This window comes from Streptomyces sp. NPDC059534 (assembly GCF_042743475.1).
In the GTDB taxonomy this organism is placed as follows: domain Bacteria; phylum Actinomycetota; class Actinomycetes; order Streptomycetales; family Streptomycetaceae; genus Streptomyces.
Genome location: NZ_JBHWAQ010000013.1, coordinates 85,757 through 99,385 on the forward strand (window position 1 = coordinate 85,757; position 13,629 = coordinate 99,385).

10 protein-coding genes are annotated in these 13,629 nt (G+C 74.4%); 2 read left to right on the forward strand and 8 right to left on the reverse strand.

Annotation, left to right across the window (positions count from 1 at the left end):
• The first annotated feature begins 351 nt into the window (after window positions 1-351).
• Together ACFVZH_RS17690 and ACFVZH_RS17695 are read left to right on the forward strand one after the other, a co-directional pair.
• The gene (locus ACFVZH_RS17690; protein WP_384898223.1) at window positions 352-2,298 is read left to right on the forward strand and encodes an N-acetylmuramoyl-L-alanine amidase; all 1,947 of its coding nucleotides are present in this window, start codon (window positions 352-354) and stop codon (window positions 2,296-2,298) included.
• Between the two features lie 160 nt (window positions 2,299-2,458).
• Window positions 2,459-4,657, forward strand: a complete 2,199-nt coding sequence (locus ACFVZH_RS17695; protein WP_384898225.1) for a germacradienol/geosmin synthase — start codon at window positions 2,459-2,461, stop codon at window positions 4,655-4,657.
• A gap of 51 nt (window positions 4,658-4,708) precedes the next feature.
• Here the strand turns inward: ACFVZH_RS17695 and ACFVZH_RS17700 are convergent, their stop codons facing one another.
• The 8 genes from ACFVZH_RS17700 to ACFVZH_RS17735 all read right to left on the reverse strand — a co-directional run bounded on the left by ACFVZH_RS17700 (window position 4,709) and on the right by ACFVZH_RS17735 (window position 13,589).
• Window positions 4,709-5,074, reverse strand: a complete 366-nt coding sequence (locus ACFVZH_RS17700) for an RNA-binding S4 domain-containing protein (protein ID WP_384898227.1) — start codon at window positions 5,072-5,074, stop codon at window positions 4,709-4,711.
• 16 nt (window positions 5,075-5,090) lie between these two features.
• A complete protein-coding gene (locus ACFVZH_RS17705) occupies window positions 5,091-5,591 on the reverse strand; it encodes a hypothetical protein (protein WP_384898229.1) in 501 nt (166 codons plus the stop codon).
• 56 nt (window positions 5,592-5,647) lie between these two features.
• Complete coding sequence (locus tag ACFVZH_RS17710; RefSeq protein ID WP_384898353.1) at window positions 5,648-8,461, reverse strand: ATP-binding protein; 2,814 nt, start codon at window positions 8,459-8,461, stop codon at window positions 5,648-5,650.
• Between the two features lie 436 nt (window positions 8,462-8,897).
• Window positions 8,898-9,308 carry an ACT domain-containing protein gene (locus tag ACFVZH_RS17715; RefSeq protein ID WP_384898231.1) on the reverse strand — a complete coding sequence of 137 codons (411 nt, stop codon included), beginning with the start codon at window positions 9,306-9,308 and terminating at the stop codon, window positions 8,898-8,900.
• A gap of 34 nt (window positions 9,309-9,342) precedes the next feature.
• Window positions 9,343-10,509 carry a thiolase domain-containing protein gene (locus tag ACFVZH_RS17720; RefSeq protein WP_384898233.1) on the reverse strand — a complete coding sequence of 389 codons (1,167 nt, stop codon included), beginning with the start codon at window positions 10,507-10,509 and terminating at the stop codon, window positions 9,343-9,345.
• Entirely contained in the window at window positions 10,502-11,560 is a 1,059-nt protein-coding gene (locus ACFVZH_RS17725; protein WP_384898235.1) for a thiolase domain-containing protein, read from the reverse strand. The genes ACFVZH_RS17720 and ACFVZH_RS17725 overlap by 8 nt, the downstream gene beginning before the upstream one ends.
• The gene (locus ACFVZH_RS17730) at window positions 11,557-12,519 is read right to left on the reverse strand and encodes an OB-fold domain-containing protein (RefSeq protein WP_384898237.1); all 963 of its coding nucleotides are present in this window, start codon (window positions 12,517-12,519) and stop codon (window positions 11,557-11,559) included. Before ACFVZH_RS17730 ends, ACFVZH_RS17725 begins: the two co-directional genes overlap by 4 nt.
• 269 nt (window positions 12,520-12,788) lie before the next feature.
• A complete protein-coding gene (locus ACFVZH_RS17735; RefSeq protein WP_384898239.1) occupies window positions 12,789-13,589 on the reverse strand; it encodes a crotonase/enoyl-CoA hydratase family protein in 801 nt (266 codons plus the stop codon).
• Between the last annotated feature and the right edge of the window lie 40 nt (window positions 13,590-13,629).

Below are 13,629 nucleotides of genomic sequence, written 5' to 3' on the forward strand. Positions count from 1 at the left end.
TTTTAATCTTCTCCCGCGGCGGGGGGCCCGTCCCGTGGGGCCCGGGGGGGGGCGCCGCCCCCGGCGCCCGCCCCCCGGGGCCCGGGCCGCACCGGCTCGTCCGCCTCCGGAGCGCCTCGGCGCTGCGGTCATTGGTCCACTCCACTGACGCGCCCCAGGCCCGGGACCCATCTCCGCGAAACTCCGCCACCTGGCCTCCATTCCCGCCCTGACGTGGGAACTTCCGTGTGTGCAGGCGTGATTGACGGATCGTCCGGGACCCGATACCCCTGTACGGGTTCGGTCCCGCACGCCCCCGCGCCACCCCCGCCCCTGGAGGCTGCCTTGCTCCGTTCCGCGTCCCGCAGACGTATGTCACCGAACCGGGTGCCGAGGGCGGTGGGCGCCGTGGCGTCCGCCGCCCTGCTGCTCCCCCTGCTGTCCGCCGCTCCGCCCGCGGGCGCCGACGTACCCGAGGCGGGTGCCCTCCAGGGGCAGTTCGCGCGGGCGGCCGCACGCCACGGCGTGCCGGAGAGCGTGCTGCTCGCCGTCTCGTACCTCCAGTCGCGGTGGGACGCGCACGGCGGCGCGCCGAGCGTGACCGGGGGCTACGGGCCGATGCACCTGACGGACGCCGTGACGGCGCTCGCCGAGGCCGCCCCGCACCACTCCGGGAGTGAGGAGGACGCCCGGGGGGACGCCTCGCGGGCGCCGCGCACGGGGGCCGGTGCGGAGATCCCGTCCCCGGAGCAGCTGCCCGGCCGGCTGCGGACCCTGGAGCGGGCCTCGGCGCTGTCCGGGATCCCCGCCGAGGAACTGCGTACCGACCCGGCCGCCAACATCGAGGGCGGGGCGGCGCTGCTCGCCGCGGCCCAGCGGGAGTCCGGGCTTCCGGCCGGCGCCGACCCGGCCGACTGGTACGGGGCGGTGGCGGCGTACTCCGGTGCCGACGACTCGGCGACGGCGGCGACGTACGCGAACGACGTGTTCGACGTGATCCGGACCGGCGAGTCGCGGACGACGGACAGCGGTCAGCTGGTGACGCTTCCCGCCGCTCCCCAGGTGGCGCCCGCCACGGAGCAGCTGACCGCGCTCGGGCTGCGGCGGCCGGCCGGCGGTCCGGTGGAGTGCCCGCGGTCGGTGGCCTGCGAGTGGATCCCCGCGCCGTACGAGGAGTTCGGCGACGGCGACTACGGGAACCACGACAAGGCGAACCGGCCGGCGTCGCAGTCGATCGACTACATCGTGATCCACGACACCGAGGCCACGTGGGACGTGACCCTGAAGCTGGTGCAGGATCCGACGTACGTGTCCTGGCAGTACTCGCTGCGCTCCTCCGACGGGCACATCGCCCAGCACCTGCCGCTGAAGGACGTCGGCTGGCACGCGGGCAACTGGTTCGTGAACGCCAAGTCCGTGGGTCTTGAGCACGAGGGCTTCCTGACCTCGCCGGACTCCTGGTACACGGAGGCGATGTACCGGACGTCGGCGCGCCTGGTGCGGTACCTCGCCGACCGGTACGACATCCCCCTGGACCGGCAGCACGTCCTCGGGCACGACACCGTGCCGGGGACGGTGACGTCGACGATCAAGGGCATGCACACGGACCCGGGGCCGTACTGGGACTGGGCGCACTACTTCAAGCTGCTCGGCCGGCCGATCACGCCGAGCGCGGGCCCGCGCGCGGGCGTGGTGACGATCCGGCCCGAGTACGGCACCCACCGGCCGGTCTACACGGGCTGTGCGACGGCGGGCGAGGCGTGTGCGCCGCACGGGAGCGGTGCGGTGCGACTGCACACCGCACCGAGCGCCGACGCGCCCCTGGTGAAGGACATCGGCCTGCGGCCGGGCGGGCAGGATTCGACCACCGGGGTCAACGACACCGGGGCGCGGGCCTCGACGGGGCAGAGCTTCGCGGTGGCGGAGCGGCAGGGCGACTGGACGGCGATCTGGTATCTCGGCCAGAAGGCGTGGTTCGCCAACCCGAAGGCCGAGCCGACGGCGGTGAACGCGCGGGGGCTCGTCCTGACTCCTCGTGAGGGGCTGGCGGAGGTGCCGGTGTACGGACGGGCCTATCCCGAGGCGTCGGCGTATCCGGTGGGCGTGCCGGTGCAGTCGGTGTCGCCGCTGCCGTACAAGCTGCTCGCCGGCCAGCGGTACGTGGTGGGCGACCGCACTCCGGGCGAGTACTACTTCGCGCCGGTGTTCGACCCGACGGGGCACACGGTGGTCCAGGGCCAGGAGGAGTACTACGAGATCCAGTTCGGCCATCGGGTCGCCTTTGTGAAGGCCGCTGACGTGCGGGTTTCCCAGAGCTGACGGAGGTCTGGCCGAAAGCTACGGGGTGGTGCCGGAGGAACGATCCGGCGCCACCCCTTCGGCGTTCATACGACTATTAGGGAGATCGCGTGCGCCGTACGGGCCACGGGTAAGGCTGGGCCCGCACACAGCCGCTGCTCACCGGAAGGCCCCCCAGCACATGCCTCAGCCCTTCGTTATGCCGGACTTCTATGTTCCGTATCCGGCGCGGCTCAATCCCCATGTGGAGGCCGCCCGCACGCACACGCGTGACTGGGCGCGCGCGATGGGGATGCTGGAGGGCTCGGGAGTCTGGGAGGAGCACGACCTCACCTCCCACGACTACGCGCTGCTCTGCTCGTACACCCACCCCGACTGCGACGGGGAGGCACTCGACCTGGTGACCGACTGGTACACCTGGGTCTTCTTCTTCGACGACCACTTCCTGGAGATCTTCAAGCGCACCCAGGACCGGGCCGGCGGCAAGGCGTACCTGGACCGGCTGCCCCTGTTCATGCCGGCGGACCCGGCGACCGGCATGCCCGAGCCGACCAACCCCGTCGAGGCGGGCCTCGCGGACCTCTGGCGGCGGACCGTCCCGTCGATGTCCGAGGGGTGGCGCGTGCGCTTCGCCGAGGCGACGGAGCACCTGCTCTACGAGTCCCTCTGGGAGCTCGACAACATCAACGACGGAAGGATCGCCAACCCCGTCGAGTACATCGAGATGCGCCGCAAGGTGGGCGGCGCGCCCTGGTCGGCCGGTCTCGTCGAGTACGCGGCCGGGGCCGAGGTCCCCGCCCGGGTGGCGTACTCCCGGCCGTTGCGCGTGCTCAGGGATGCCTTCTCGGACGCCGTCCACCTGCGCAACGACCTCTTCTCGTACCAGCGCGAGGTCGAGGACGAGGGCGAGAACAGCAACGGCGTCCTGGTCCTGGAGCGGTTCCTCGGCTGCACCACGCAGGAGGCGGCGAACGCCGTCAACGACCTGCTGACCTCGCGGCTCCAGCAGTTCGAGAACACCGCCCTGACCGAGGTGCCCCGACTCGCCGCCGAGAAGGGCCTGGACGCGGCCGAGTGCGCGGCCGTGGCGGCGTACGCGAAGGGGCTCCAGGACTGGCAGTCCGGCGGCCACGAGTGGCACATGCGCTCCAGCCGCTACATGAACGAGGGCATGGTCGCCGGGCCTTCGCGGCTCGACGGGGTCCTCGGCACGTCCGCGCTGGACATCCGGACCCTCTTCGGGCGGCCGGCCGCGTCCCGGCTGCGGTCGCTCACGCATGTGCCGCACCAGCGCGTCGGCCCCTCGCTGCTGCCGGAGTTCGACCTGCCGTACCCGCTGGCCGTCAGCCCCCACCACGCCGAGGCGCGCCGGCTCTCGCTGGACTGGGCCGAGTCGATGGGGCTCCTGGACGACCTCTGGGACCGGCCGATGGCGGAGGGCTTCGACCTGGCGCTGTGCTCGGCCGGGCTCGACCCGGACGCCACCCTCGAGGAGCTGGTGCTCAGCGCCGAGTGGCTGACCTGGGGGACGTACGCGGACGACTACTACCCGTCCGTCTTCGGGCGGTCGCGCAACCTCCTCGGGGCGAAGGAGCAGACCGCACGGTTCAAGTCCTGCATGCCGCAGGACGATCCGGCGTCGGGGGCGGCGCTCGCCGGGAACCCGCTGGAGCGCTCGCTCGCCGACCTGTGGGCGCGGACCGCGGGTCCGATGGGCCCGGAGGCCCGCGCCCAGCTGCGGACCGCGCTCGACCTCATGCTGGACAGCTGGCTGTGGGAGCTGCACAACCAGGCCCAGCACCGGGTGCCCGACCCCGTCGACTACATCGAGATGCGGCGGAGCACCTTCGGTTCGGAGCTGACCACGCTGATGTGCCGGCTGCGGCACACCGAGGTGCTGCCGCCGGAGCTCTACCGCTCGGGCACCGTCCAGGCCCTCGAACACGCGGTGATGGACTACGCGACGCTGCTCAACGACCTCTTCTCGTACCAGAAGGAGATCGAGGTCGAGGGCGAGGTGCACAACGGCGTCCTGGTGCTCCAGACGTTCTTCGACTGCGACTATCCGACGGCGGTGGCGATGGTCGACGACCTCATGCGGGGGCGGCTGCGCCAGTTCGAGCACCTGAAGCAGCGCGAAGTGCCGCTGCTGTACGAGCACTTCGCGCTCGACGCGGCGGGCCGGTCGGCCTTCGAGGCGTATCTGCGCGAGCTGGAGGACTGGCTCGCGGGCATCCTCAACTGGCACCGGAACGTGCGGCGTTACGGTGCGGAGGACGTGCACGCGGGCAGCGGCACGGCGCTTCTGCGGCAGGGGCCGACCGGTCTGGGCACCTCGGCGGCGCGGGTGTCGGAGCTGCTCGGGTCGGTCGCGCGCTGACGTACGGCGACGGCCCCGGGAGGACTCCCGGGGCCGTGGTGCGGACGACGGTCAGGGGCGTCGGCCGCGCAAGTCGTCGAGCTCGCGGCGGTCGCGCTTGGTGGGGCGGCCGGTCCCCCGGTCACGGACGGCGGCCACGGCGACGTGCTCGCGCGGCGGCGGGGGCGGGCTGTTGTCGACGTACGCCTCGGCGGCGACCGGCGGGCCGATCCGCTTGGTGTGGAGCTCCTTGACCTCGACGATCCGTTCCCGTCCGCCGTGGAAGAGCCGGACCTCGTCGCCGGGCTTCACCGGCTGGGCGGGCTTGGCGCGTTCGCCGTTGACCTTGACGTGCCCGGCCCGACAGGCCGCGGCGGCCTGCGAGCGGGTCTTGGTCAGGCGGACCGCCCAGATCCAGCTGTCGACGCGTGCGCTCATCGGCCCCCGCCCCCCGTCAGCCCTGCTGGAACAGCTCGGCGGGCAGCGGCTTCAGCAGCGCGTAGAGGTCGTCGGTGATCGGCCGGTCCCAACTGGCGATCGTCACCAGGACGTTGTCGCTGCGGTCGAACTGGACGCAGGAGATGCGGCTCTCGGAGAGCTTGAGGCGACGCACGATCAGCAGGTTGTCGCCCTGCATCACGGGCATGTCCTCGGCGTCGAGCACGTCGACCGGCTCGTCGTTCTCCAGCGCCGCGAGGAGCTGGGCGACCTCGAAGGGGATCTGCCCGTCGGCGAGCTCGCGCGCCGGCGAGCCCTCGGGCAGGTTCCCGATGATCATCGCGGGGCCGCGGCCGCCGAACAGGTCGTACCGGAGGAACACGCCCTGGCAGGAGCCGTCGGGGGCGGGCAGCAGGCCGGCGCCGAGATTGCCGGGCCAGTCTCCCGGGTCCATGGCCAGGACATCGAAGTCCGGGCCCGCGGGTGTGGCGGCGCTGCGGCGGCGGAGGAAGGACATACGGCCATGGTACGTGTCCCGGCGCGCGATGCGACGCGCCGGGCGGACGTGTGCGGTCAGCCTTCCCCGCCGGGGTCCTGGGACTCCCGGTCGGTGTTCCGCAGGGCCTGGGCGAGGCCGGTGCGGTCGGTGCCGAGCTTGCGGTAGACGGCCGACAGGAGGCGGCCGAGGGCGGCCGCGTCGACCCCGAGGACGGCGGCCGCGTCCCGGTCGCGGACGGTGAGCTCGGCGGCGGCGCGCTCACGGGCGGTGAGCGTGTCGGTGCCGGCCGGATGCAGCGGGCGCGGGCGGAGACCGGCCGCGGCGAGCTCGGCCCGCGCCTCCTCGACGAGGCCGTCGGCCCCGCAGTCCTGGGCGGCCTCCAGGCCGCGGTAGAGGTGCTCGGCGGCCTCCCCGGCGCGTTCGGTGCGGCGCAGGGCGGCGCCGAGCGCGACGACGGAGCGGGCCAGCTCGTACGCGGCGGGCGACTGGTCGAGCCAGTCGACGGACTCCTCCAGGAGCTTCACGCGCGCGGAGGGCTCGGAGACCTCGGCGGTCACCCGGAGCGCGGAGCCGATCGCGGAGGGCGCGCCGTACTGGCGGGCCCGGGCGACGGCGTCCTCGGCCGTCCGCAGGGCCGGGCCGGGGGTGGTGGCGGCCTCGGCGACGGCCAGGTGGAGCTGCCAGGGGCACCAGGCCGGGTTGCGCATGCCGCGCGGGTCGAGGCGGCGGCCGACGGCGGCCAGCTCGGCGGCGGCCTCCTCGGTGCGTCCCCGGGCGAGGAGCAGCTCGGCGTGGACGGTCTGGGAGTCGGGGAAGGTGACGGCGGCGGGGAAGGGCTCGCCGAAGTCGTGCGCGTCGGCGATCCGGGCGGCCTCCTCGACGCGGCCGCGGGCGAGCAGTACCTCGATCATGACGCCGACCGCGTACCACTGGGCGGGGGTGCGCGGTCCGACGCGTTCGGCCAGGCGCAGTCCGGCCCGGACGAAGTCCTCGGCCTCGACGAGCCGGCCGCGCCGGTAGCGGATGTAGCCGAGGAGGGTGTACGCGAAGGAGAGGTGCGCCCCGCGCCAGCCCTGGCGCTCGAACTCGGCGGTGCCGGCCGCGAAGAGTTCCTCGGCGCGGCCGGGGCGGTCGGCGTAGAGGAAGGTGAGGGCGGTGAGGACCGGGACCTCGAAGCCACGGCTCTCGTCGGCCCAGCTGAGGCCGCCTTCGAGGGCCCGCTCGGCGTGTGCGAGGGCGACGGCGGAGGGTTCCGCGCGCAGGGTGGCGTCCCAGGCGCGCAGGCCGATGATGTACCGCTCGGTGAGGTCGCGGCCGGTGAGCCGGTCGGCGAGGGCGGTGAGGCGGCGGGAGCGGGCCGGCGACTCGGGTTCGTCGGCGCGGAAGGCGTCCCACATGAACTTCTCGGCCTGCATCCGCAGCCGGCTGCGGGCGTCGGTCGTCTGCCGGGCCTCGCGGCCGAGCAGCTCGGACGCCTCGACGAGGCGGTCGCTGTGGGCGAGGACCTGGGAGAGGCGGTAGACGATGCCGTGCCGGAGCTCGGGGTCGGAGACGGGCTCCTCCAGGGCCGCCCGCAGGTGGTTGACGGTGGTCGCGGGCTCGGTGAGGAGCGAGGAGCAGCCGAGTTCGAAGAGGACGGCGGCCCGGTCGTCGTGGGCGGGGGGCTCGCGCAGGGCGCGGGCGAGGAAGCGGCGGGCCGCGTCGGGCGCGCCGGCCCGGAGGTTCTCGCCGGCCGCGGCGCGCAGCCGGCCGACGACCCACGGGTCGCCTTCCGGATGGGTCTCCAGGAGGTGGCGGGCGGCGGCGGTGGGGCCGAGTCCGGCGTCGACGACGCACCAGGCGGCCTGGCCGTGCAGGGCGACCCGGGTGGCGGCGGGGATGGACCGGTAGACGGTGGTGGCGATGAGGGGGTGGACGAATTCGAGGGGGTCGTCGGGGCTGTCGGCCTCGGCGAGGACGCGGGCCTCGCGCAGCCGGCCGGCGCAGTCGGCGACCGCCTCGCCGCCCAGGCCGGCGACGGCCCCGGCGAGCTGCGGGGAGATCTCGGTGCCGAGGACGGCGCAGGCCCAGGCGAGGCGCACGGTGGCGGTGCCGAGGCGTTCGAGGCGGGTGACGAGGCCGCTGCCCTTGAGGGCGGCGGCGAGGTCGCGGAGTTCGTGGGCTTCGCCCGCGGTGGGCTCCAGGCCGCGGTCGCGGACCTTGGCGGCGAGTTCGACGGCCTCGAAGGGGTTGCCGGAGGTGACCGTCCAGCACTCGCGGCAGAAGGTGTCGTCGGCGTGGGCGCCGACGCGGTCGCGGACGAGGCTCGCGATGGCGTCGGAGGTGAGCGGGGCCAGGCCCAGGGGTCGGCGGCCCGACCGGTGTCCGGTGAACTCCGCTCCCTCGTCCGGGAGTTCGTCGGGGCGGTAGGCGACGACGAGCAGCATGGGGAGTTCCTCGGCGCGCGGCGCGAAGGCGGCGAGCCAGCCGAGGGACTCGGGGTCGGCCCAGTGGACGTCGTCGAGGACCACGACCAGCGGGGCGCGCCGGACGGCGAGGTGGGTGAGGACCCAGTCGAGACCGTCGCGCAGTCCCTGCGGGTCCGGCGGCGAGCCCTCGCCGGCGGCGCGCAGCCCGAGGGCGGGGCCGACGATGTCGTACCAGGAGCCCAGCCGTTCGCGCAGTTCGCTGTCGGTGGCGTGGGCCAGCTGCGGCTGGAGGAGCTGCCGGGCGACGTGGAAGGCCACCCGCTGTTCCTGGTCGCCGCCGCGCGCGGAGAGCACGGTGCAGCCCCGGGCCGCCGCGCGGCGCCGGATCTCGGCCAGCAGCGTGGTCTTGCCGAGCCCGGCGGGCGCGGCGTAGGCCAGGATGCCGCCGCGCCGGGCGGTGCGCGGCCGGTCGGGCGTCAGGTCGGCGGGGTGGTGGACGGGGTCCGCCGGGCCGGTCGCGTCCGGGCGCCCGTCGCCCGTGCCCGGGAAGGGGGCGTCCGGGGGGCGGCGTGCTTCCGGCGGGGCGCCGCCGGGCCGGTCGCCGTGGGCGGCGGCGGGGCTGTCGGGGACCGCGACGAGGTGGGGCCCCCGGGCTCCGCGGGGCGCGGGGAGGGGGAAGCGGTCGGGCCAGGGCGGGTCCTCGGCCAGGCCGGTCAGCAGGTCCAGCGCGTCCTCGGCCGCCGTGAGCGCCGCCTCGCGTTCGAAGAGGCCGAATCCCTGCCGGGCCGGCCGGCCTCCCTGTCGTGCCACGTTCCACCCCCACACCGGGGGCGCGCGCCCGGCGCACGAGGGGCGGCGCCAGGCGGGAGGCCCCGCGAAAGCCCCAGCGTACGCCGGTTGGCACCGTATGCAACGGTCAATCGGGCAAGCTTCCCGATCGCTCGGCGAGGCGGTCGAGGGCGGCCAACGCCTCCTCGGCTCTGGCATGTTCGACGAAGAGGTGGTCGTGGTGGAATCCGGCCACCACGTTGCAGCTCATGCCCGCCGCGGCGAGCTCGCCCGCGACGGCTGCCGTCAGTCCGACGGCGTCGAGCGCGGAGTGGATCCGCAGGGTGATCCGGCTCGCCACGTAGTCGTACGCGAGTCCGGCGGCGTCCGCCTCCTCCTGCCGCAGGACGAGGGTGAGGCCCTCGGACTCGGCGACGGTGACCACCGGGGCGACCCCGTCCGGGGCGGGGCCGTCCACCGTGGTGAAGACGTACCGGCCGGGGTCGAGTTCCGGCCGCATTCCGGCGAGGAGCCGGGTCAGATCACGTTCCGCGTTCATACGCGCCAGGGTAGGCGCGGCCGGCCCCCGGGGCTCAGCCGGCGGGCGGGGTGTCCCCCACCAGCCACATGGAGAAGAACTGGGCGCCTCCTCCGTAGGCGTGGCCGAGCGCCCGGCGCGCGCCGTCGATCTGGTGCTCGCCCGCCTCCCCCCGTACCTGGAGGGCGGCCTCGGCGAAGCGGATCATCCCGGAGGCCCCGATGGGGTTGGTGGAGAGGACTCCGCCCGAGGGGTTCACGGGCAGGTCGCCGTCGAGTTCGGTCACCCCGGCCTCGGTGAGCTTCCAGCCCTCACCTTCGGCGGCGAAGCCCAGGTTCTCCAGCCACATCGGCTCGTACCAGGAGAACGGCACGTACATCTCGACGGCGTCGATCTCCCGCCGCGGGTCGGTGACGCCGGCCTGGCGGTACACGTCCGCGGCGCAGTCCCGGCCGGCCCGGGGCGAGACGAAGTCCTTCCCGGCGAAGAGGGTGGGTTCGCTGCGCATCGCGCCGCCGTGCACCCAGGCGGGCGGGCGCGGCGAACGGGCCGCTCCCGTGCGGTCGGTGAGGACCATCGCGCAGGCTCCGTCGGAGGACGGGCAGGTCTCGGAGTAGCGGATCGGGTCCCAGAGCATCGGCGAGGACTGCACCTTCTCCAGGGTGAGGTCGTGCTCGTGGAGGTGGGCGTACGGGTTCTTCAGCGCGTTGCGCCGGTCCTTGTAGGCGACGAGGGAGCCGATGGTGTCGGGGGCGCCGGTGCGGCGCATGTACGCGCGCACGTGCGGGGCGAAGAAACCGCCGGCGCCGGCGAGCAGCGGCTGCTGGAAGGGGACGGGCAGGGAGAGGCCCCACATGGCGTTGGACTCGGACTGCTTCTCGAACGCGAGGGTGAGGACGGTCCGGTGGACGCGCGCCGCGACCAGGTTGGCGGCGACGAGGGCGGTGGAGCCGCCGACCGAGCCGGCGGTGTGGACCCGGAGCATGGGCTTGCCGACCGCGCCGAGCGCGTCGGCGAGGTACAGCTCCGGCATCATCACGCCCTCGAAGAAGTCGGGGGCCTTGCCGATGACGACGGCGTCGATGTCCGCCCAGGTCAGCTCGGCGTCCTCCAGGGCGCGGACGGCGGCCTCGCGGACGAGTCCGGCGATCGACACGTCGTGGCGGGCGGCGACGTGTTTGGTCTGGCCGACCCCGACGATCGCCACGGGCTCCTTAGGCACGGGATTCTCCTTCCAGGACGGCGACGAGGTTCTGCTGGAGGCAGGGGCCGGAGGTGGCGTGGGCGAGGGCCCGGTCGGACTCCCCGCGGTGGATCCGGGCGGCGGCCTCGCCGAGCCGGACGAGCCCGGTGGCCATGACGGGGTTGGCGGCGAGCGCGCCGCCGGAGGGGTTGATCCGGACGGTGTCGTCGAGGCCGAGCGCCCGGGTGAGCACGACTTCCTGGGAGGTGAAGGGCGCGTGGAGTTCGGCGGTGTCGACGGGCCGTTCGAAGGCTCCGGCGCGTTCGGCGGCGAGGCGGGTGGAGGGCGAGTCGGTGAGGTCGCGCACGCCGAGGGAGTGGGCCTCGATGCGGTGGTCCATGCCCCGGATCCAGGCGGGGCGGGCGCAGAGTTCGCGGGCCCGGTCGCCGGCGGCGAGGATCACGGCGGCGGCGCCGTCGCCGATCGGCGGGCAGTCGCCGGTACGCAGGGGGTGGACGACGTACGCGCCATGGGGGCGGGCGCCGGGCAGCTGGGCGTGCGGGTTCGCCCGCGCGTCCTCGCGGCTGCGGGTGGCGATCGCGGCGAGGGCGGGTTCGTCGGTGGCGCCCGCGTCGACGAGTGCCTGGGCCTGGAGGGCGGCGAGGGCGACGGAGTCGGGCCAGAGCGGGGCGAGGTAGTACGGGTCGAGCTGGCGGGTGAGGACGTCGCGGACGGAGCCGGGCGAGGACTTGCCGTAGGAGTAGACGAGCGCCGTGTCCGCCTCGCCCGTCAGCAGTTTCACCCATGCCTCGTACAGCGCCCAGGCGCCGTCGGTCTCCACGTGGGACTCGGAGATCGGCGGCCACGCGCCGACGCCGTCGAGGGCCATGGTGAAGGAGAAGGCACGTCCGGCCAGGTAGTCGGAGGAGCCGGAGCAGGTGAAGCCGATGTCGGCTGCCTTCAGCCCGGTGCTGCGGAGCACCTCGTGCAGGACGGGCATGACCATCTCGACCTCGGAGAGGTCGTCCGTGCGGCGCAGATGGTCGCTCTGGGCGAAGGCGACGATGGCCACCTCTCGGTCCGGCGTCACAGCAGCTCCTTGTACGTGTCGTAGTCGGCGTCCGGCTCGCCGCAGGGGCGGTAGTGGTCGGGGTAGCGGCCGTCGTCGCTCCACACGGGTTCGACGCGCAGGCCCATCCGGACCTGGTCGTAGGGGATGCCCGCGATGCGGCCGTGGAGGGCGAGCCCGGCGCCGTCCAGGGCGATGTGGGCATAGACGTAGGGGACCTCGATGTCGAGGTTCCTCGCCTTGATGTTGACGATGCAGAAGGTGGTGACCGTGCCGCGCGGGCCGACCTCGACCTGGTCGGTGGTGGCGATCCCGCAGGTGGGGCAGGCGCCGCGGGGCGGCACGTAGACCTTCGCGCAGGACGGGCAGCGTTCGCCGACGGTGCGGCGCTCGGCGAGCCCGTGCAGGTAGCGGGTCTGGGCGCGGCCCGGGCTGTAGGTGTAGTCGAGGCGGGCGGCGGCGACGATGCCGGTGACGGGGTCCTCGAACGTCCCGTCGTGGTCGCGGGCCTCCTGGTCCGCGGTGCTGTCGTGCGGCTCGAAGCAGGCGATGTCGGTGATCGCTCCGGCGCGTTCGGCGGCCCATCTCACGCGGACCCGCAGGCCGGTGCGGACGGCCTCGGGGCCGGGTGCGTCCAGGGCGTGCAGGAGGGCGGTGTCGGCGCCGTCGAGGCGGACCAGGACCCAGGCGAAGGGGGTGGCCAGCGGCTGGCCGGGGCGGGGTTCCGGGTTCCAGGCCCAGGTGGTGACCGTGCCGGTGGTCCCGACCTCGACGAGGTCGCGGAGTTCGGCCGCGGTGGCGGGGTCGTACTCGACGGGCGGGACGAGGACCTGTCCGGCCTCGGTGCGGACGCCGAGGACGGTCCGCTCGCGCAGTCCGGTGAGGAAGGCGGACTGGACGGGGCCGAGGGAGCGGGTGAAGGGGAACTCGACGACGAGGGGGGCGCGGAGGACTTCCGGCGGTGGTGCGGCGGCTGTCATGGGACGGCTCCTTCGTTGGGGTGGACGAGGGGATACGGCGGGGGGGGGAGCCGCCGAGGGGGCCTCCTGCGGCGGGGCGCCCTCGCGCGGGGCCTCCTACGGCCGGGGACGCCGTCGCGCGGGGCCTCCTGCGGTCGGGGACGCCGTCGCGCGGGGCCTCCTGCGGTCGGGGACGCCGTCGCGCGGGGCCTCCTGCGGTCGGGGACGCCGTCGCGCAGGGCCTCCTGCGGTCGGGGACGCCGTCGCGCAGGGCCTCCTGCGGCGGGGGTTCACTCCCGCCGGTACACCGCCGCCCGCTTCTCCGCGAACGCCTTCGCGCCCTCCTTCGCGTCCGCCGTGTCGAAGACGGGCCAGCCCCGCTTCAGTTCGGCGGCGAGCCCTTCCGTCTCGGTCATCTCGGCGGTCTCGTACACGGACGCCTTGACGGCTTCGACGGCCAGCGGGCCGCACGCGTTGACGCGTTCGGCGATGTCGAGTGCGGTGTCCAGGGCGGTGCCGTCGGGGACGACGCGGCCGACGAGTCCGATGCGGGCGGCCTCCTCCGCGGTGTAGGGGCGGCCCGTGAGGAGCATTTCGAGGGCGTGGGTGCGGGGGATCTGGCGGGGCAGCCGGACGGTGGAGCCGCCGATCGGGAAGAGGCCGCGCCGGACTTCGAAGAGCCCGAAGGTGGCGGAGGCGGCGGCGACCCTGATGTCGGTGCCCTGCAGGATCTCGGTGCCGCCGGCGACGCAGTACCCCTCGACGGCCGCGATGACGGGCTTGCGCGGCCGGTGGTGGCGGAGCATCGCCTTCCAGTGCAGGTCGGGGTCCTCCTTCAGCCGGTCGCGGTACCGCTCGCCCGCCATTCCCGCGCCGGCGAGGGCCTTGAGGTCCATGCCCGCGCAGAACGCGCCGCCGGCACCGGTGAGGACGACCGAGCGGACGGTGTCGTCGGCGTCGGCCTCCAGCCAGCCGTCGTAGAGACCGACGAGCATCGGCAGCGAGAGGGCGTTCTTGGCTTCGGGCCGGTTCAAGGTGAGGACGAGCGTGGCGCCTTCGCGCCGGACGCTGAGATGTTCGGTGCCGCCCATGGGGGTCTCCCGTCTCCAGTTCTGGAACAGGTTGCAGGAG